This window comes from Bordetella sp. N (assembly GCF_001433395.1).
Lineage (GTDB): Bacteria > Pseudomonadota > Gammaproteobacteria > Burkholderiales > Burkholderiaceae_B > Bordetella_C.
Map to the genome: position 1 here is coordinate 1,914,562 of NZ_CP013111.1, position 20,299 is coordinate 1,934,860.

At 65.4% G+C, this 20,299-nt stretch carries 15 protein-coding genes; 9 read left to right on the forward strand and 6 right to left on the reverse strand.

The window, feature by feature from the left end:
• Positions 1–20 precede the first annotated feature (20 nt).
• Genes ASB57_RS08220 through hutG form a run of 6 tightly spaced genes read left to right on the forward strand, consistent with a single transcriptional unit; the run spans position 21 to position 6,643 of the window.
• Entirely contained in the window at positions 21–1,007 is a 987-nt protein-coding gene (locus ASB57_RS08220) for an ABC transporter permease (RefSeq protein WP_057651787.1), read from the forward strand.
• A gap of 3 nt (positions 1,008–1,010) precedes the next feature.
• Positions 1,011–1,850 carry an ABC transporter permease gene (locus tag ASB57_RS08225; protein ID WP_057651788.1) on the forward strand — a complete coding sequence of 280 codons (840 nt, stop codon included), beginning with the start codon at positions 1,011–1,013 and terminating at the stop codon, positions 1,848–1,850.
• A 4-nt stretch (positions 1,851–1,854) separates the two neighbouring features.
• Positions 1,855–3,519, forward strand: coding sequence for an ABC transporter ATP-binding protein (locus ASB57_RS08230; RefSeq protein ID WP_057651789.1), 1,665 nt, complete (start codon positions 1,855–1,857; stop codon positions 3,517–3,519).
• Positions 3,516–4,787 carry a Zn-dependent hydrolase gene (locus ASB57_RS08235; RefSeq protein ID WP_057651790.1) on the forward strand — a complete coding sequence of 424 codons (1,272 nt, stop codon included), beginning with the start codon at positions 3,516–3,518 and terminating at the stop codon, positions 4,785–4,787. Before ASB57_RS08230 ends, ASB57_RS08235 begins: the two co-directional genes overlap by 4 nt.
• Before the next feature lie 36 nt (positions 4,788–4,823).
• Positions 4,824–5,813 carry a hydroxyacid dehydrogenase gene (locus ASB57_RS08240; protein WP_057651791.1) on the forward strand — a complete coding sequence of 330 codons (990 nt, stop codon included), beginning with the start codon at positions 4,824–4,826 and terminating at the stop codon, positions 5,811–5,813.
• Between the two features lie 26 nt (positions 5,814–5,839).
• Entirely contained in the window at positions 5,840–6,643 is an 804-nt protein-coding gene (hutG, locus tag ASB57_RS08245) for an N-formylglutamate deformylase (RefSeq protein ID WP_057651792.1), read from the forward strand.
• A 38-nt stretch (positions 6,644–6,681) separates the two neighbouring features.
• On the opposite strand, the gene ASB57_RS08250 is transcribed toward hutG, so the two are convergent.
• The 5 genes from ASB57_RS08250 to ASB57_RS08270 form a co-directional block, all read right to left on the reverse strand.
• Positions 6,682–7,416, reverse strand: coding sequence for a hypothetical protein (locus tag ASB57_RS08250; RefSeq protein WP_057651793.1), 735 nt, complete (start codon positions 7,414–7,416; stop codon positions 6,682–6,684).
• Between the two features lie 313 nt (positions 7,417–7,729).
• Positions 7,730–9,103 carry a cytochrome c gene (locus tag ASB57_RS08255; RefSeq protein WP_057651794.1) on the reverse strand — a complete coding sequence of 458 codons (1,374 nt, stop codon included), beginning with the start codon at positions 9,101–9,103 and terminating at the stop codon, positions 7,730–7,732.
• 14 nt (positions 9,104–9,117) lie between these two features.
• Entirely contained in the window at positions 9,118–10,893 is a 1,776-nt protein-coding gene (locus ASB57_RS08260) for a GMC family oxidoreductase (protein ID WP_057651795.1), read from the reverse strand.
• A gap of 3 nt (positions 10,894–10,896) precedes the next feature.
• Positions 10,897–11,625: a gluconate 2-dehydrogenase subunit 3 family protein gene (locus ASB57_RS08265; protein ID WP_057651796.1), complete on the reverse strand. Its 729-nt coding sequence runs from the start codon at positions 11,623–11,625 to the stop codon at positions 10,897–10,899.
• A 570-nt stretch (positions 11,626–12,195) separates the two neighbouring features.
• Positions 12,196–13,005, reverse strand: coding sequence for a FadR/GntR family transcriptional regulator (locus ASB57_RS08270; RefSeq protein WP_197425001.1), 810 nt, complete (start codon positions 13,003–13,005; stop codon positions 12,196–12,198).
• Positions 13,006–13,426: 421 nt separating this feature from the next.
• Between ASB57_RS08270 and ASB57_RS08275 the strand changes: the two genes are divergently transcribed.
• From ASB57_RS08275 to ASB57_RS08285, 3 genes are all read left to right on the forward strand, one after another.
• The gene (locus ASB57_RS08275; RefSeq protein WP_057651798.1) at positions 13,427–14,413 is read left to right on the forward strand and encodes a tripartite tricarboxylate transporter substrate binding protein; all 987 of its coding nucleotides are present in this window, start codon (positions 13,427–13,429) and stop codon (positions 14,411–14,413) included.
• A 76-nt stretch (positions 14,414–14,489) separates the two neighbouring features.
• On the forward strand, positions 14,490–15,140 hold the full coding sequence (locus tag ASB57_RS08280; protein ID WP_057651799.1) for a glutathione S-transferase family protein: 651 nt from the start codon (positions 14,490–14,492) through the stop codon (positions 15,138–15,140).
• Between the two features lie 9 nt (positions 15,141–15,149).
• Positions 15,150–16,256 carry an enolase C-terminal domain-like protein gene (locus tag ASB57_RS08285; RefSeq protein WP_057651800.1) on the forward strand — a complete coding sequence of 369 codons (1,107 nt, stop codon included), beginning with the start codon at positions 15,150–15,152 and terminating at the stop codon, positions 16,254–16,256.
• A gap of 69 nt (positions 16,257–16,325) precedes the next feature.
• Here the strand turns inward: ASB57_RS08285 and ASB57_RS08290 are convergent, their stop codons facing one another.
• Positions 16,326–20,138 carry an autotransporter domain-containing protein gene (locus ASB57_RS08290; RefSeq protein WP_082621452.1) on the reverse strand — a complete coding sequence of 1,271 codons (3,813 nt, stop codon included), beginning with the start codon at positions 20,136–20,138 and terminating at the stop codon, positions 16,326–16,328.
• Positions 20,139–20,299 lie beyond the last annotated feature (161 nt).

Here is a 20,299-nt window from a genome sequence, read left to right on the forward strand (position 1 = left end):
AACGCTTTGGAGCCGACGCTTTGAAGACCCTGTCGTATTTCGCCTCCCGGCTGAGTAAAGCCATCATCGTCGTGCTCGGCGTGGTGATCCTGAATTTCCTGCTGATCCGCATGGCGCCCGGCGACCCCGCGTCGGTGATGGCCGGCGAAGCCGGCGCCTCCGATCCCGCCTACGTGGAACAGCTGCGCCGCGAGTTCGGCCTGGACAAGCCTGTCTACGTGCAACTCGGCATCTATCTCAAGGGCATCACCCATCTGGATCTCGGCTTCTCCTACCGCGAACGCGTGCCGGTGCTGAACCTGATCCTCGACCGCCTGCCGGCCACCCTGCTGCTGATGGGCTGCGCCTTCCTGTTCTCGGTCGCCCTGGGCATGCTGGCGGGGGTCATCGCGGCCCGCGCGCGCTATGAAGGGAGACGCCGCTGGCTCGACAGCACCATCATGAGCGGCGCGCTCCTCATCTATGCCACGCCGCAATTCTGGCTGGCGCTGCTGGCCGTGATCTTCTTTTCCCTGACCTTGGGCTGGCTGCCGCCGTTCGGCATGGAAACCGTGGCGTCGACCTTGACGGGCTGGGCCCGCGTCGGCGATATCGCCACGCACCTGGTTTTGCCCACGATCTCGCTGGGCTGCTTCTTCATGGCCATCTATGCGCGTCTGACCCGCGCGTCCATGCTGGAAGTGCTGGGCATGGACTTCATCAAGACGGCGCGCGCCAAGGGCGTGCCCGTGCAGCAGATCATCCGCCGCCATGCGCTGCGAAACGCCCTGCTGCCCGTGATCACCCTCGCCGGCATCCAGCTGGGCCAAATGGCCGGCGGCGCCGTACTGACGGAAACCGTATTCGGCTGGCCCGGCATCGGCCGCCTGATGTTCGACGCGCTCACCGCGCGCGACTACCAGTTGCTGCTGGGCGTGTTCCTGGTCACGTCGACCATGGTGGTGGTCTTCAACCTGATCACCGATCTGATCTACCGCTTCGTCGATCCCCGCATCCAGGGAAGCTGATTCATGAAAGCCTTCGTCAAACGTTTCTGCGCCCACCGGGGCGCCACCGCGGGTGTCGTCATCCTGCTCCTCGTCATCCTGACCGGCCTGCTCGCGCCCCTGTTCTACGAGGAGTCGCCCTGGATGATGGTCGCGTCGCCGCTGCTGGCGCCCTTCTCCGACCCGTCCTACCCGCTGGGCACCGACATGCTGGGCCGCGACATCGGCGCGGGCCTGGCCTACGGGGCCCGGGTTTCCTTGCTGATCGGTGTCATCTCCACCGCCGTCGCGGTTTTCATCGGCATTCTGGTGGGCGCCCTGGCCGGCTATTTCGGCGGCCGTCTGGACGACATCCTGATGCGCCTGACCGAGTTCTTCCAGACCATCCCGCAGCTGGCGATGGCCATGGTGCTGGTCGCCATTTTCAAACCCAATCTGGTGTCCATCGTCGGCGCGATCGCCATCGTGTCCTGGCCACCCGTGGCACGCCTGGTCCGCTCGGAATTCATGACCCTGCGCACCCGTGAATTCGTGCAGGCCGCGGTGGTGATAGGCCAGCGTCCCTTGCGCATCATCCTTACCCAGATCCTGCCCAACGCGGCGTCGCCCATCATCGTCACCGCGTCCTTGATGACGGCCACGTCCATCCTGACGGAATCGGCGCTGTCCTTCATGGGCCTGGGCGACCGCAACCTGATGAGCTGGGGTTTCATGATCGGCGCCGCCCGTACGATGCTGCGCGAAGCGCCGCTGATGAGCCTGTGGCCGGGCCTGGCGATCATGCTCACCGTGCTCGCGATCAACCTGATCGGCGAGGGCTTGAACGACGCCCTCAATCCTCAACTGCGCAAACGTGGAGCCTGAAGCCATGAATGACTCCACCACCAACGCCGCGCCGCTGCTTTCCATCCGCGATCTGACCATCGCGCTGCCGCGCGGCGGCGACCGGCCGCATGCCGTCCAGAACATCTCCTTCGACATCCGCGCCGGCGAGATCCTGTGCATCGTCGGCGAGTCCGGCTCGGGCAAGTCGATGAGCGCCAACGCCATCATGGGCCTGTTGCCGGACTATCTTCGCCCGCAAGGCGGCGAAATCCTGTTCGATGGCCGCGACCTGTTGAAGCTGGACGAAGACACCCTGCGCGGCATGCGTGGCCGCGAGATGGCCATGATCTTCCAGGAGCCGCTGTCGGCGCTGAACCCCCTGCTGACGGTCGGCGACCAGATCGACGAAGTCATGCGGGTCCACAACGTCGGCAACGCCGAATCGCGCGAGAAGCGCGTGCTGGAGCTGCTGGAATTCGTCGGCCTGCCCGACCCGGCCACCCTGCGCCATTCCTGGCCTTTCCGCCTGTCGGGCGGGCAGCGCCAGCGGGTGATGATCGCCATGGCCCTGGCGCTGGAGCCCCGCCTGCTGATCGCCGACGAACCGACCACCGCGCTGGACGTGACCACACAGGCGCAGATCCTGGCCCTGATCGCCCGCATCCAGAAACAGAAAGGCATGGGCGTGATGTTCGTCACCCACGACTTCGGCGTGGTCGCCGAGATCGCCGATCGGGTGGCGGTCATGGAGAAAGGCATCCTGGTCGAGGAAGGCCCCGCCGACCAGGTGCTCAACCATCCGCGCCATCCCTATACCCGCCGCCTGATCGCCGCCGTGCCCAGCCAGCATGCCAGCGGCGAAGAGCGCCGCGGCGCCGGCCCGCGGCCGGTGTTGCAGGTGAACAAGCTCAACAAGATCTATGCCTCCGGCGGCGGCATGTTCCAGAAGAAGCGCGTCGTGCACGCGGTCAACGATGTCAGCTTCAGCGTCGGCCGCGGCCAGACGGTAGGCATCGTCGGTGAGTCGGGCTCGGGCAAGTCGACCATAGGTAAATGCCTGCTCAAGCTGCTGGACATCGACGGCGGCCAGATGCTGTTCGAGGGCCAGGACATCGCGCCGCTGTCGGAAACCCAGTTCCGGCCGCAACGCAGCAAGATCCAGATGATTTTCCAGGATCCCTTCGCGTCCTTGAATCCCCGTCAGACCGTGGGCCGCATTCTTTGCGATGGCCCCCTGGCCAACGGCGTTTCCCGCAAGCATGCCGAAGAACGCGCGCGCGAGTTGCTGAAGCTGGTGGAACTGAACCCCTCCGCCTTCGACCGCTATCCCGTCGAGTTCTCCGGCGGACAGCGCCAGCGTATCGGCATCGCCCGCGCCCTGGCCATGGAGCCGCAGCTGATCGTCGCCGACGAGTCGGTGTCGGCGCTGGACGTCTCCGTGCAGGCGCAGGTATTGAAGCTGCTCAAGGACGTGCAGGAACGCCTGCAACTGGCCTTGATCTTCATCACCCACGACCTGCGCGTGGCGGCGCAGATCTGCGATCACCTGCTGGTGATGCATCGCGGCCGCGTGGTCGAACAAGGCCCGCCCGCGCAGATCTTCGACAACCCGCAAGACCCCTACACGCGCCAGCTCATCGCGGCCATGCCCGGCCGCGACTGGGACCCGGCGGCGGCCATCACCGCCGAGGCGGTCGCACAAGCATGACAGAGCCCTACATCCCTCTCGCCGAGCGCCTGTTCGAGCAACTGCGCGCCCAGAGCCACGACGGCGTGGGTATCACCCGCGACACCTACGGCGCCGGCGAACAGGCCGCCCACGCGACCCTGGCGGAATGCGCCCGCCTGCTCGGCCTGGAAGTCACCCGCGACGCGGCCTTGAATCTCTACATGACCTTGCCCGGCCAGCGCCGCGACCTGCCCGCTGTCGTCACCGGCTCGCATCTGGACTCGGTGCCGCGCGGCGGCAACTACGACGGCGCGGCCGGCGTGGTGGCCGGCATGGCGGTGCTGGCGGGCTGGGTGCGCGCCGGCCTGACGCCGCAGCGCGATGTCGTCGTCATGGGCATCCGTGCCGAGGAAAGCGCCTGGTTCCCGGTTTCCTATGTCGGCAGCAAAGCCGCCTTCGGCCTGCTCAAGGCGCAGGATCTGCAGGCGCTGCGGCCCGATACTCAGCGTAGCCTGGCAGAGCACATACGGGAATGCGGCGGCCAGCCGGAACAGGTAGCCGCGGGCGCAGCCAGGCTGCAGGCCAAGGACCTGGACTGCTTCGTCGAACTGCATATCGAACAGGGCCCGGTGCTGATCGGCGCCGGCGTCGCGTCAGGCGTGGTCACCGGCATCTGCGGCAGCCACCGTTATCGCGCGGCGCAAGTGCTCGGCCGCTATGCCCACTCGGGCGCCACGCCGCGCGGCCACCGCGCCGATGCGGTGGTCGCCCTGGCGGCCTTGATCGACCGGCTGCAGGATGTCTGGGCCGAGCTGGAGAGCGCCGGCCATGAACTGACGCTCACCTTCGGCCAGGTCTACACCGATCCCAAGCAGGCGGATTTCAGCAAGGTGCCGGGCCAGGTGTCGTTCACCGTCGACATCCGCTCCCGCGACACCGCGACCTTGCGCCTGATGGACGAGCGCCTGCATGAAACCGCGGACACTATCGCCGCCGCGCAAGGCGTCAGCTTCGAGTGGGGCGAGTCGTCCGGCAGCCAACCGGCCATCATGGACAGCGCCCTGCGTCAGGCCCTGCATGACGCGGCGGCCGCCACCGGCACCAGCGTGCGCGACATGCCCAGCGGCGCGGGCCACGACAGCGCGACGTTCGCCAACCAGGGCGTGCCCAGCGCGATGCTGTTCGTGCGCAATGCCAATGGCAGCCACAATCCCGACGAAGCGATGGACATGGCGGATTTCACGGCGGCCACGCGCACGCTGGCGCGGGTGCTGGCCGCACGCGCGGGATTGCCGCAAGCAGGCTGAAGAACAGAACATTCGAGCAAGAAAGGAAATACAGCAATGCCCACCTGCGTCATCGCCCAACCCGTCCATCCCAGCGGACCGCAACGCATGCGGGACGCCGGCATGGAGGTCATCGAACCGCCCGGCACCACGCTGGACGACCTGCGCCAGGTCATCGCGCAAGCCGACGCCGTGCTGGTGCGCGACAGCCTGCCGGCGGATCTGATCGACATGGCGCCGCATCTTTGCGTGATCGCCAATCACGGCACCGGCACCGACAAGATCGCCGTGGCCCACGCCACCGACATCGGCATTCCCGTGGTCTACACCCCGTCGGCCAATGTGCAGTCGGTGGCCGAACACGCGCTGATGCTGATGCTTGCCACCGCGCGCCAGGCCGTGCAGGCCGATGCCGCCACCCGCAAGGGTCACTGGCGTTTCAAGTACGAGCAGCCGATGGTGTCGCTGTGCGGCAAGACGCTGGGCATCATCGGCCTGGGCCGCACTGGCCGCATCCTGTGCGACATGGTCACGCAGGCGCTGGGCATGCAGGTGGTGGTGTGGTCGCCCAGCCTGCCCGCCGACGAAACCTTGCCGGCCGGCGCCCGCCGGGCCGCCAGCCTGGACGAACTGTTGGTCGTGGCGGACGTGGTATCGCTGCATCGCCCCTTGCGCCCGGACACGCGCCACACGCTGGACGCCACCGCGCTGCGCCGCATGAAGCGCGGCGCCATCGTCATCAATACGTCGCGCGGCGGCCTGATCGACGAGGCTGCGCTGGCCGCTGCCTTGCGCGAAGGCCATCTGTTCGGCGCGGGGCTGGACGTCTTCGAGACCGAGCCCCTGCCCGCCGGCGCCATCGTGGCCGGCCTGCCCAATGTCGTGTTGACGCCGCACGTGGCCGGGTCCGCCCAGGAGGCGCTGCAGGCCACGGCCAGCCAGTGCGCCGACCAGATCATCGCCGTGCTTTCCGGCCAGCGGCCGCCGCATATGGTGCAGCCCGAGGTATGGGAGCGCCGCCGCCAGCCGCGCCAGGCCCTTCGTTAAATCCGCATTCTTATCGAGCGACAACCATGACCCAGCCCATCGTCAGTCTTGAACAAGGCAGCATTCCGCTGCTCATCTCCATTCCGCACGGCGGCGAATACCTGCCCGAGGACTATGCGCGCCGCATGACGCCGGCCGCGCGCAAGCTGGCCGACACCGACTGGCATCTGTCGCGTCTGTACGATTTCGCGCGGCAGATGGGCGCGTCGTTCGTGCGGGCCAATTACTCGCGCTATGTGATCGACGTGAATCGGCCCAGTGACGGCGCGGCTCTTTATCCGGGCCAGACCACCACGACCCTCTGCCCCGTGGCGACCTTCCATGGCGAACCGGTCTATCTGGACCCCGCCGATGTCCCCGGTGACGCCGAGACCGCGCAACGGGTGCGCGATTACTGGAAGCCGTACCACGACACCTTGAGCGCGGAACTGCAACGCCTGCGCCAGCAGCATGGGCACGTGCTGATGTGGGAGGCGCATTCCATCGCCAGCGAACTGCCCTACCTGTTCGAGGGCCGCCTGCCCGACCTGAACATCGGCACCTTCAGCGGCGCGGCATGTGGACCGGCCCTGCGTGACGCGGCCCAGGCAGCGGCCGCCGCGGGTCCGTACAGCTGGGTGATCGATGACCGCTTCAAGGGCGGCCACATCACGCGCCACTATGGCCGTCCGCAGGAAGGCGTACACGTGGTGCAGCTGGAAATGGCCCAGTGCGTGTACATGGACGAGACCGAACCCTACGGTTATCGCGAGGATCTGGCCAACCGCCTGCTGCCGACGCTGCAAGCGATGGTGAAGGACACGTACGCGGCGCTGACGCGCAAGGGTTGATCCGCGGGCGGGTCAGAGATCAGGGGCGAATATCAGGATCAAAGATCACTGAGGGGCGCACGGCGCAGATCGTTGACGTGCCCGTCCGGCAAGGCTGAGAGCCGGTCGACCAGCGCGCGCCGGTTACCCAGCACATCGTCGCTGCTTTCCAGGAACGCCACCTCGCGGGGATGCAGCAAGGTCACCGGCAACAGCCTGACGGTCCCCTGCGCCGTGGAGAAACCCGCCGGCACCGACACCGCGGGCAAGCCGATCAACAGTCCGGCCATGCCTTCCGGCGACAGCCATTCCGCGGGCAGGCCCTTGACCTCCAGCAACATGGACACCACCCCGTGGCGGGCGATCAAGGCGCCGAACTGGCCATGGTGCGCCACGTTCTGGCTGACCTGGTAGATCAGGTCGAAAAGCCAGGACCGCGCCAGATCCTGCATGGGGTGCCCCCGCACTTCGGCGTAGACCTCCACGCCGTAGCCCAGCAAGCCCTCGATCGAACGAGGCGGATCGAAGGGGTCGCTCAAGCCATTGCTGATCAACAGCGTCGAATCCTGCCGCTGGACGACGTTCCACGCCTGACGCAGCGACGGCCACGCCGGCCCGCCGGTCAACCCGGGATTCAGCAGCGGGGCCAGGACATCCGGCGCCACGTTGCCCAGCAGGCCGTAGCAGGCCGCGCGCGCGGCGGCCGTGGATTCGAGCAGGCGCAATGTCTCCGGAGCCATGCCGGCAGCCACGCCTGTTTCTTCGACTTCCGGCGCCACGGCAGGGGCTGCCATGTCAGGCGATGCCGGCGTCGGCGCTGGCGCCGTAGGCCGGCGCCCTGCCTTCAATCCCAATATTTGCCGCCACCAGCCCATGCTGGCTTCCTCCAGACACCCTGCGCGCCGGCTACGCCCGCCATGTTCGGGACATGCACAATCGCTTCTCAATTGTTGTAATTGAGACAAAATTTAACAAAACTAAGCTGAATAAATTCTGAAAGTTAACAAAAAAACGGACATCCGAAGATGTCCGTTTTTGGTGCCCGTCCCAATACTCAACATCCGGGACGGGCCACCAGCCGCGCGGGCTGGCGTCCTGCCTTGTTACTTAACGCTTGGGTTCCGGCGCGGCGCCCGAATCCTTGCGGATCTTGGCGACTTGATCGACGGTAACGGCGGGCGCCTGGTTGCCCCAGCTGGTACGCACGAAGGTCAGCACGTCGGCGATGTCCTGATTGGTCAGGCGATCGTCGAAAGCGGGCATGCCGTAGTGCGTCGGCGCGGCCTTGGTCCACGGCATCTCGCCACCGCGCAGGACGATGGAGATCAGCGACGTGGGATCGGCCGAGTTGACCGCCGAGTTCTGCGCCAACACCGGGAACGTCTGCTCGTAGCCCTTGCCCGACGCGCGGTGGCAGGCCATGCAGTTGTCCACGAAGGTCAGTGCGCCATTGCTGCGGTTCGAGCCCGAGATCAAGGCCTTGTACGCCGTGTCGTCGTAAGCCTGCGCCTTGGCGTTGGCATCGACGGGCTTGAGCGTCTTCAGGTACTTGGCGATGGCCGTCAGGTCCTCGTCGCTGGCGTGCTGCAGGCTGTTTTCAACCACGTCGGCCATGCCGCCGAAGGCGGCGGTATGGTCGTTGCGGCCGCTCTTCAGGAACGCGACGATGTCGGCTTCGGTCCACTTGCCCAGACCGTCGGTGATGTCACCGCGCAGGTTCTTGGCCAGGTAGTGATCGATGACGCCGCCCGACAGATAGGCGGTGTCCTGATCCGACAGGGTCTTTTCCTGATAGCCCACGCCGCGCGGCGTGTGGCACGCCGAGCAGTGGCCCAGGCCTTCGACCAGGTACTTGCCGCGCAGCACCGCGTCCTTGTCGGACGAGGCGTCGTCGGACACGACGTCAGGCGCATACACATGACGCCAGATCGACAGCGGCCAGCGCATGGACAGCGGCCACGTGATGTCCGAGTCCTTGTTGGCCTGCTTGACCGGCTCCACGCCCTTCATGAAGTACGCGTACAGCGCCTTGATGTCCGACGGACGGATCTTGGCGTAGTTCGGGTACGGCATGGCGGGATACAGCGTCGACCCGTCCTTGCCGATGCCATGACGCACGGCATTGTCGAAGTCTTCCAGCGTGAAGTTGCCGATGCCGGTGTCCTTGTCCGGCGTGATGTTGGTCGAGAAGATCTTGCCCACCGGGGTGTCGAAACCCAGGCCGCCGGCGAAGGGCTTGCCCTTCTCCGCCGTGTGGCAGGCCACGCAGTCACCCAGCTTGGCCAGATAGGCGCCGCGGGCGATGAGTTGTTGATCTTCCGAACCCGCCTGGCCGGCAGCCGCGCCCGCGGCCGGCGCCGTGGACGGCTTCGGTGCGGTGGCGGGCGCCGACGGCGCGGCGGACTGGGTCGAGGACTGGGCCCACGCCATGGTGGTGGCGGTAGCCAGGACCAGGGTAGCGATAGCGTAACGATTCAGCATGTCGATTCCCCTGATCAAGCCTGCACCAGCGGGCCGGGCGACTTCAGGTATTGCTCCTTGATTGCCTTGACCGCGTGGTAAGCCAGCGCGACGACCGCGCCCGTGGGGTTGTAGCCCATGTTCTGCGGGAATGCCGAAGCACCCAGCACGAACAGGTTGGACACGTCCCAGCTCTGCAAATATTTGTTGACCACGCTGTTCGACGGATTCGTGCCCATGATGGCGCCGCCGGTGGTGTGGGTCGATTGATAGACGCGCGTGTCGTAGTGCTGACCCTTCTTGCGGATACCGCGGATCACCTTCTCCGGCTTCATCGCCTTGCCGACTTCTTCCATGCGATCGCCCAGATGGCCGAGCATGTCGTACTCATTGTCGTGCCAGTCGAAGGTCATGCGCAGCAGCGGCAGGCCATGCGAGTCCTTGTACGTGGGATCCAGGTCCAGGTAGGCGTCGCGATACGACATCACCGAGCCCGAGATACCGATGGACATGTGGCGCTGATAGGCATCCTGCACGCCGGCCTTCCACTTGCTGCCCCAGGCGGGCGTGCCCGGAGGCGTGGGCGTCTGCCCGATGGGACGGCCACCGTAACGCACGTGGCGAATGCTGGCGCCGCCCAGGAAGCCGAGCTTGCCGTGGTCGAACTGGCCGCCGTTGAGGTCGTCCATGCCGACGCCGCCGGCGCCCGTGCCGATGAAGGGGTTCAGGGTCGTGCCCTTGGGCAGCAGCACGCTGATCGAACCGTTCATCTGGTAGGCGTAGTTCTTGCCGACCACGCCGTCACCGGTCTTGGGATCGTAGGGCTTGCCGATACCCGACAGCAGCAACAGACGCACGTTGTGCATCTGGTAGGCGGCCGAGATCACGAGGTCCGCGGGCTGTTCCGTCTCGCGACCCTGGGCGTCGACATAGGTCACGCCAGTGGCCTTCTTCTTGTCGGAGTCCAGATTGATGCGGGTCACGTAGGACAGCGGGCGAACTTCGAAGTTTTCCTTCTTCAGCAGCACCGGCAGGATGGTCGTCTGCGGCGACGCCTTCGAGTACATATAGCAGCCGAAGTCTTCGCAGAAGCCGCAGAAGTTACAGGGGCCCAGACGCACGCCGTAGATGTTGGTGTACGGCTTCGACGCATTGGCCGCGGGGGCCGGATACGGGTGGAAGCCAACTTCCTTGGCGGCCTTCTCGAACAGCTGCGCGCCCAGCGTATTGACCAGCGGCGGGTTCGGGAATTCGCGAGTGCGGGCGCCTTCCAGGGGGTTGCCGCCTTCGACGATCTTGCCATTCAGGTTGCCGGCCTTGCCGGACGTACCCATCAGGCGTTCGCCCATGTCGAAATGCTCTTCCAGTTCGTTGTACGTGACACCGAAGTCCTGGATGGTCATGTTCTCGGGGATGAACTTCTTGCCGTAGCGCTGCTCGTAGTGCGAGCGCAGCTCCAGTTCTTCCGGCAGCATGCGATAGTGCATGCCGTTCCAGTGGAAGCCGGCGCCGCCGACGCCGTTGCCCAGCAGGAACGAACCGTTCTGACGATACGGCACGGCCAGATCGCTCGGGCTGTGGCGGATCGTGACGGTTTCCTTGCTCAGTTCCTGGAACAGCTTGCCACGCGTGACGTATTCCAGTTCGTCGATGACCTTGGGGTACTGCGCATCGGTCGGGGTATCGCGCATCGCGCCGCGTTCCAGCGCCACGACGTTCAGACCTTCGCTGGTCAGTTCCTGCGCCAGGATGGACCCGGTCCAGCCGAGGCCGATGATGACGACGTCGACTTTATCTTTCTTGATTGCCATGAATTAACCTCGGCGTCCGGAGATCGAGACAGGCCCGTACGGGTACTTTTCACCGGGGCGATCGGCCCAGTCGGCGAAGTCGGCACGGGCGCCAGGGAAGCCCATCAGCTTCCAACCCACCATGTCGACGTTGCCGCCGTGGATGGGATCGGAAAGGAAACCTTCCTTGGTGTTCTTCAGCAGGTAGCCGAAGAAGGTGTTGGCGGGCACCTGGTCGAACTTGACCTTGTTGTGCTCCATATCGCCCAACACCGCTTCCTGCTGCGCATGATCCAGATCGGCGAAGATCTTGTTGAACTGCTTCTTGCAATAGGCATCGCACGCCGCGATGCCCAGGCGATAGATGTCGCGCGGCGCCAGGCTCAGCTGATAACCCATTTCCGGGGTTTGATCAGTATGGAAAGGACCCTGCATGTACCACAGCTTGCCGTGGCCATAAGGCAGTTCCATCTGCTTGTCGAGGAAGACCGGCACTTGTGCTGCCACGGCGCCCGGACCCAGTTCGTCGGCGGGGATCAGGCGATCCACGGCCGCGTGGAGGAATTTCCATTCATCCGCGGTGAAGTAACGGGGGTCGTAGGAGGTGTTGGTGCTGGCGGCCGTCGTGGTCGACGTGCCGCTGCTACAGGCCGTCTGCGTGAGCGCCGCGCCCGTTGCCAGCGTCGATGCTGGAACGATGGAAATCACCTGGCGCAAAAACTTGCGCCGCGGTTCTTGATCGTCATTGGACATGGATGTTTTCGCTAGTGTCCAGGACACTGACGCGAGACGGCAACTCGGTATCGCCTCGCATCAGAACCCTGATGATTTGAGAAAAAACGCGAGATCGCTTCCAGAACTGCACATGGATCTGAGCCCATGTCCCCACCCCTGTACCGCAGCCATGCCTTGCTAAAAACGCACCTATACAGCTACGTGGGCGACCCGGAGGGTGCACCGCCAAAACAGCAAAACGAACAAAAGCACTACGAGAACAATCGGCAATTCATTAATCGATCGCGACGGAATATTAACGCTTTTCTAACGGCAGAGGAAAATTGCCACGTAATTGCCACGTAATCGCCAAGCTGAATATTTGCTGAGTAACGATGAGTAAATCAACGTGGAAAATTTACGAAGATAGTTCCCGCGTCATTCTGGGAGCCTTGTTTCATGCGGTCCCATCCAATCTTTGTATTCTGAAAAATACAAATCGGCGGATTAATAATGGTATACCGTCCCAGTAAATAGGACTGTATACAGCGCCGCATGCGGATGAAAATCCCAAAAGATTTTTGATAATGAGAATTATCAGCAGCTGAATCAGGGCGCGAAGGTCTCGTCCAGCGTGCGCATACGTGAATTATTGATGTGCTCTCGCATGGCATCGCGCGCTTCGTCCGGTTTCTCGTTCTTGATCGCCAGAAAAATGCGCTCGTGCTCACGCTGCACCTGGCGGCCGCGGCTCGCTTCGCTGGCCAGCGCCAGGCTGCGCATGACCCGCATGTAGTCGAAGATCTGAGTCGCCAGCGACTGCAGCGCCGTGACGAACAGATCGTTGCGGCAGGCCAGCGCGACGGCCTGGTGGAAGCGGAAGTCCGCCTCGTTGCCAACCTGGCGATCGTCCAGCGCACGCTGCATGTCATTCAGCGCGGACGCCATCGCGTCCAGGTCATCGTCGTTGCGGCGCAAGGCCGCCATATAGGCCGCATCACCTTCGATGGCGCGGCGCAATTCCATGCACCGCACCAGCTCGGCCAGGCCCCCTATCGGCGCCAGGCGAACCAGCTCGGGACTGGGCCGGCGCCGGACGTAGGACCCCGCGCCGCGCTGGGACACGACGATGCCGTCGGTCTGCAAACGGAACAGCGCTTCGCGCACCACCGGCCTGGAGACACCGAAGGCAGCGCAGAGATCGAACTCCGAAGGCAGCCTGCTTTCTTCGGGGTATTTGCCCTGCGTGATCTGTTGCAGCAGCTGGTCATAGAGCTGGTCGGCCAGACGCGGCGGCCGTTCGGCCGTGCGGAAGCCTTCAGCCGGCCGCGGCGGCTCGGCGACGCGCTGGATGTCAGCCGTTCCGACGATGGCGCGATCAGCGCCTGCTTGGGAGATTTCGTTGCGAGCTTTCTTCATGGCGGTGTTTTTGGGGGCCAGTATATCCCTCGCGCCGTCACCCATGAGCGGGCGAAAACACTAGTTGCCTTACAACTTAACAATGATGTAATTTAGCCCAAAACATAATACCCACGGAGACCTCGGTACCCCCGCAAACGGGCCGTTGAGCCCCCCCCCGCGTTACCAACGGTAGCTGCATCGTCGACCGCATCGTGTCATGCGATTGCGCGACCCACTGCCCTGCCCGCAGTTTTCACATTCGCGCAGTTTTCACATTCGTTTTTGGGGCGCGGCTGGCCGTCATGGAGCGCCAGCCACGTCCCGGGGCCGCAAGGCCTGGCAGTCCCAAGGAATCGGATTCGCTCGACGAATCCGGCGTTCGCTTCGGCGAGCGATGCATGCCATTTCGCAGTGCTTATAAAAACCAAGGAGACAATCGATGATGAATAAACTGTTGCGCGCCACTTGTCTGGCGCTCGGTATGTCCGGCCTGACAGCCCTCTCGGCCATCACGGCCCCGCTCGCGCAGGCTCAGGTCGGCAATCCCATGCGGGTGGTGGTGCCCTTCAATCCGGGCGGTGGTTCGGATCTGTTCGCGCGGCTGGTCGCGCCGGGATTGGGCAAGGCGCTCAACGAGAACGTCATCGTCGAAAACCGCGCCGGCGCGGGCGGCATCATCGGCACCGAGACCGTGATTCGCTCCCGGCCCGAAGACAAGATGCTGCTGGTGGCCGATTCCGCCGTGTACACCATCATTCCGGCGCTCTACCCCAACCTGCAATACAAACGCAGCGACCTGGTGCCCGTGGCCAATCTGGCGATGTTCGGCAATGTCCTGGTGGTCGGCGCCAATTCACGCTTCAAGACCTTCCAGGATGTGCTGGCGGCGGCGCGCAAGTCGCCGGGCACCTTGACCATCGGGTCGGCGGGCACGGGCAGCATCACCCACCTGACCGCTGAAAAATTGATGCAGGATGCCAAGATCAAGCTGGTACACGTTCCCTACAAGGGTAGCGGCCCCGCCATCACCGACACCGCCGGCGGCCACCTGGACATGGTGTTCACGGGCCTGCCATCAGTGCTGGAGCTGCTGCATGCCGGCAAGCTGCGCGCGCTGGCCATCGCCACGCCCGAGCGTTCGGCCGATGCGCCCGACGTGCCCACCATCAGCGAATCCGGCGTGCCGGGTTTCACGTCGATGATCTCGCAAGGCCTGTTCGCGCCGCCCAACACGCCGCCCAAGACCGTCGCCGCCATCAACGCCGCCGTCGTCGCCTTCATGCGCCAGCCGGACACCCAGGCCACCTTGCGCAAGATGATGGTCGCGCCGGTGGACCAGTCAGCCGATGCCTACAAGCAATGGCTCGACAAGGAGTCGACCGACTGGGCCGCCTTGATCAAGACCGCGAAGGTACACGTCGAGTGATACATGCGGACCTGGCCCAAGGGCCAGGCCTGCCCTCATCCAGCCCTAACGACAGTTTCAGCAGGAGAAGCAAGCAATGATAGATGTCTACGCCTGGCGCACCACCAACGGCCTGCGCGCCACCATCGCGATGGCCGAATGCGGCTTGCCTCATCGGGTCATTCCGATAGACCTTGGCGCCGGCGCCCATAAAACCCCGGAATACCTGCGCATCAATCCCGCCAGCCAGATCCCGGCCATCGTCGATCCCGACGGCCCTGGCGGTCAGCCGCTGATGCTGGCGCAGTCCGGCGCCATCGTGCTGTACGCCTGCCAGAAAGCCGGCCGCCACCTTCCCGCCGATCCCGCCGACTTTGCCCGCGCCATGCAATGGTGCATGCAGGCCGCCAGCGACATCGCCGGCACCAGCGCCGCCATCAACCAGGTGGAGAACGTCGCGCCGGAGAAAGTCCCCAGCACCATCGAACTGTTCCGCAAGCGTTTCCTGCGCTACTTCGGCATTGCCGAGAAACAGCTGCGCGACCAGCAGGCGCGCGGCCATGACTATCTGGCCGGCCCCCTGAGCTTCGCCGACTTCATGCTGTATCCCAACTACGCCTTGCGCCGCGACGCCTTGCCTGCCACCGACTTCCCTGCCCTCGCCGCCTGGGGCGACCGTATGGCCGCCCGTCCCGGCATCCAGGAAGGCATGCGCCTGCACACTGAGAAAAACAGTCCCAAGGCTTGAGGGGTCCTCATGAAAATCGATAACATCACCCTCACCCTCTTCGCCTGGGACGACATCCCGCCGACCAGCTATGCGGCCCACACCGGCAAGTTCGCCGGTTCCAGCAAGCTCGCCCTGCTGGCGATCCAGACCGACGAAGGCATCACCGGCCACGCCTTCCTGGGCTCGGCCTACTGGCCGGCCGACATGGACGGTGCCAACATCATCAAGTATCTGAAGCCCATCCTGATGGGCCAGGATCCGCTCGACCGTGAACGCCTGTTCCAGGCCATGTGGCGCCGCGTGCGCACGTCCAATGTGCGCACCATCGGCGCCTGCGACGTCGCGCTGTGGGACATCGCCGGCAAGGCGGCGGGCTTGCCGGTGCACCGCCTGATCGGCGGCTTCCGCGACAAGATCAAGGCCTACGCCAGCTCCATGATCCTCGACTCGGTCGAGGAATACGCGGAAGAAGCCTTGCTGTACCAGTCGCGCAACTGGGCCGCGTACAAGATCCACCCGCCGCATCCCTGGCAGGAAGACATCCGCGTGTGCCAGGCCGTGCGTCGCGCCGTCGGCGACGACTACCTGTTGATGCTGGACGCCGCCTGGGCGTATCAATATCCCGAAGCCGTGCGCGTGGGCCGCGCCATCGAGGATCTCAACTATTACTGGTACGAAGATCCTTTGCACGATTCGGATCTCTACAACTACGTGAAGCTCAAGCAGCAGTTGCACATTCCCATCATGGCCACGGAAGCGCCGGCCGCCGGCCTCGATTCCTACGTGCCCTGGATCCAGCAGAGCGCCACCGATTTCCTGCGCGGCGACGTGCCGAACAAGGGCGGCATCACCAATATGCTGAAGACGGCGCACCTGGCCGAAGCCTTCCGCATGAACTACGAAATCCACCACGGCGGCAACTCGCTCAACAACCTGGCCCAGCTGCACGTGGCGATGGCCTTGAAGAACACCGAGTTCTTCGAAGTCCTGCTTCCTGGCGGCGCGCAGAAGTACGGCATGGAGGAAGACATCGAGCCCGATGCCGACGGCTATGTGCGCGCCCCCGACGCGCCGGGCCTGGGCGCCAGGATCGATTTCGACCTGATCGAACGCAAGCGCATCGCCGTGCTGTGAACCCCGCGCGGCGATAAGCAGGGCCGCGCCGGCAACACGCTGCCCGCGCGGCCCTGCTCCTTCAGCCGCTTAGAAAATCACCCTTAGCGTGCCGCTTACCGTGCGGTCGCTGGCGCCGTTGCCGAACTGGCCATCGAAGGCCACACCCGCGGTGATACGCGAGGTCAGGTGCACGTCCAGGCCGGCGCCGATTACCGCCGCGTCCTTGCCGATCGGCACGCCGCTGACCGTGAACGCGGACCCGCCGGCGAAGGACACGGTGGACTTGGGCGTGACATCGCCATAAGCCCGCCGCCAGCCCACCAGGCCCCGCAACGTCGCGTCGGCCTTGCCCAGACGCAGGTCGGACGAGGCGCGCAAGCCCAGCGTGGAAAACGTCGTCGACGTGTTATCGGAACGGCTGCTCAAGGCCGCGGCGCCGCCGCGCTCATCGAAGCCGTTGGTATGCAGATTCACATAGGCAAGGTTGACGAAGGGCTCCATGGCTACCGGCCCTGCCTTGAGCTGATAGCCCAGTTCGCCGAAAGCCTGCGCCGTGTTGGCGTTGTAGTTCGCCTTCATGCGCCCGCCCACCGTCGCCACATTGACGTCGCGGCCGGAGTCGATGTCATGGAAGGTATAGACGCCTCCCAGGCGCAGGGCCAGCGCACCCCATTGGGTGCCGCCATAGACGCCCAGGTGGAAGTCGTCGCTTTCGCTGCGGGCGTTCTGGTCCTCGACCTTGTAGCGGCCATGGCTGTAGCCGGTCAGGCCGCCCACGCGCCATGTCCCTACCGGCACGTCCACGCCCACCACGAAACCCGCCGAGTCGCGATCGATGCCGCCGGCGTTGCGGTTGCCGTTGGTGTGGCCCCATCCGCCCCAGGTCTGACCCCAGGCGACGCGGCCCGCCGCATTGCCGTTACCGCAGTCAGCCGCCTGGCCGGAGCGGTCGGCGGCGCCCAAGCCACCGCCACTACTGCCACCACTGCCGTCACCGCGCGCCGCCCCCGCGCCCGCCGTGCAGAACGCCGCGCGCAAGCGATCGATGGCCAGGTCGCGCGAATAGCGGCTGTCATAGATCAGGGCACCCTTGGCCGACGCCAAGGCCGCGCCGGACAGCTGGTCCAGCAGCGCGCGCGCCGCATCGTCCGTGGCCGAATTCAGCAAGGGGTCCGACACCGCGGTTCCCCCCGAGCCGTTCGCGGTAGCGCCCTGGTTGGGTGTGTTGGCAACGTCGGCGGGATTGCGTACCTGCGTCACGGTCAGGTAGGCGTTGTTCGCGTCGTAGGTGTCGGTCAAGCCCAGGAAAGCGGTCAGCGGCGTCTGGGTCAAGGTGTAGGTGCCGGTCAGCCCTCCAGCCGCGCTCAAGACCGTGTACCGGGTACCTACCTTGAAGAGCGAGCCGGACGTTCCCGTTGCATCGTTGACCGGCGTCAGGATCGCGCCAGACTGCACCGTGGCCGTGCCGGCGACGACGATGCGATCCGAAGACGTGCCCTCCAGTTCGACGACATACGTCGAGCCGGTTTCCTGCACGTAATTGCCATTGGCGCGCAGTGTGCCGACGGAGTTGCCCGGCGCGACCGTGCCGCCACCACGCACGGTGATCGCGCCCACCGTGCCATTGCCGCCCAGAGTGCCGCCCGAGTCGACTTCCACGGTCGTGTTGGCCAGGCTGCCGTTGATGGACAAGGTCCCGGCCCGCACAAAGGCCGTCCCCGACATATCGCCGCCGCCGGTCAGGTTCAGGCGCCCGGCGCCCAGCTTGATCAGGTTGCCCGTGCCGTTGATGGCCCCATCCAATTGGCCAGCCGTGTCTTGCTGCACGGCAAGGGTGGCGTCGTTGGTAATCGGATTGCTGCCCAGGTTGGCCGCGGGCGACAACAACACGCCTTCCTCAATGGTGGTGGTCCCCAGATAGGTAATGGGACCCGTCAGGGTCAAAGTGCCCGCACCGGTCTTGGTCAGACCGCCCTCGCCCGAAATTTGTCCGCCGTTGGTCACGTCCGCATCGGTGCGCAAGGTGCCGCCGGCGGCGCCCAGTACCACGTCCCGATTCAAGGACAGCGCGGTGGTGATCTGCAACGTCCCACCATTCAGGACGACGCTGCTCTGCGCGGTGCCCAGGTTTTCGTTGGCGCTGATGGCCAGCGTGCCTGCCGTGACGGTGGTGCCGCCGGTGTAGGTATTCGCGCCACCAAGCGTCAAGGTGGCCGCGCCGGTCTTGGTCAGGCCACCGGAGCCGGAGATGATGCCAGTGCTGGTGTAGTCCGCATCGGTCTGGAAGATGCCGCCCGCGGCGTTCAAGACCACGGCGCGGTCAGTCGTGATGGCAGCCGTGTTCTGCAAGGTGCCGCCGTTGAAGGTCAAGGCGGTGCTGGTCGCCCCCAGGCTGGCATCGTCGCTGATCGCCAAAGTCCCACTGGTGAGGGTCCACGGCGTGACCACCGTCGGGACGCCCGCCAGTGTCCAGGTGCTGGTGCCGGTCTTTTCATAGGCGCCGAAACCTTGATACTGCGCGGTGCTGCCCGACGCACCCAGGGTGGTCGTATCGAAGGTGTCATCCGTGGCGCCGCCCAGGCGCAGTGTATCGGCGCTGCTGTAAGCCAGCACGCTGCCATTGAAGACCGCGCCCGCCTGGATCTCCAGGGCGTTGATGCCGCCGGTGAATTGCACGGCGGCCGCCCGCGTGCTCGTTCCAGGCGTGCCGCTGTTCGCCCCGGAAATCGTGCCGGCGTTGATGACGGTAGTGTCCTGACCGGTGATGCCCGCGCCCCCCTGGCCGCCGGTGCCCGACACGGAGTTGCCGCCGACACCGCCTGTGATCAGGCCTTGATTGACTACCGTTCCACCGGCGGTCAGCGCCACACCGGCCCCACCGGCGCCGCCCGCCCCTATGGTCACCGCGCCGCCGCCCGCACCGCCGGTGATGGTGCCGGTATTCAGCAGGGAGCCGCCGGCGCTGAAGCGCGCACCGGCGCCGCCCCTGCTGCCCACGCCATTGCCCGGGCCGTTTCCACCCACGCCGCCGGTAATCACGCCGGCATTGGTGACGGTGCCGGCGGACGTCAATTGCACGCCGGCGCCCGCGTCGCCGGCCCCGCCGCCGGTCAGTCCTGTCGTGGAGGCGGTGCCGCCGGCACCGCCGACGATGGTGCCGGCGTTGTCCAGACTGCCGCCGGTGGTCAGCAGCACGCCCATGCCACCCCCGCCGCCGGCGCCACCCAATGCCGCGGTGCCGCCGCCGGCTCCGCCCGCCACCCGGGCGCCGACCTGCACGGTGACGTGCCCGGAGGAAAAGATGCCGACGCCGCCCCCGCCGCTGCCGACACCCGATGCGGTGTAGCCTCTGCCGCCCGTGATGGTGCCCGCCGTGATGACGAGGTCGGCGCTGGTGCTGATGCCGACGCCACCGCCACCACCGCCGCCCAAGGTGGTCGCGGCATTGCTCGCGGAACCGGCTCCGCCATTGCCGCCGGCGATGTTGCTGCTGACGGTCTGCGCGGCGTTATACGTGGCGCCGGTCGTGCCGGTGTTGCCGGCCGTGCCGCCTGCCGTTTGCGTGCCCAGCGCGCCTATGCCGCGTGCGCCGCCTGATCCACCGTTGCCCGTCGTCAGGTCGATCGCGCCGCCGCCGCCCGCGGATCCGGTGTTCGTACCGGGCAGAGGATTGCCCATCTGGCCTGTGGCGGAGGCTGCATCACCGTCCACGCCGCCGAGGCCGCCTGGCTGGTTGAACGTCGTGGTCGATCCGCGTCCTCCGTCGGCCCAGGCTGCGGATGGCAGGGCCGCGTAAGCCGCCGCCAATGCCGTCGCCACGAGGAGTGACAGGGTTTTTGGGCGGGCGAATTGCGGACGGGCGGGTGCTGCTGCCAGGCTTCCTGAGAACGACGATTCCATGTTCGGGGGGTCCGGAGACTAAGGAAGCGTGAATTCTATGTGGAAATAATTCGCAATTTTCGTAAAAATGCGGAGCAGGAATTAAATAAAAAGTAACAAGATGGCAGTCGCCACGGGCCGTGCCGGGTAGCTGCGCTAACGCGCCTTTTTTTGTAGGGGCT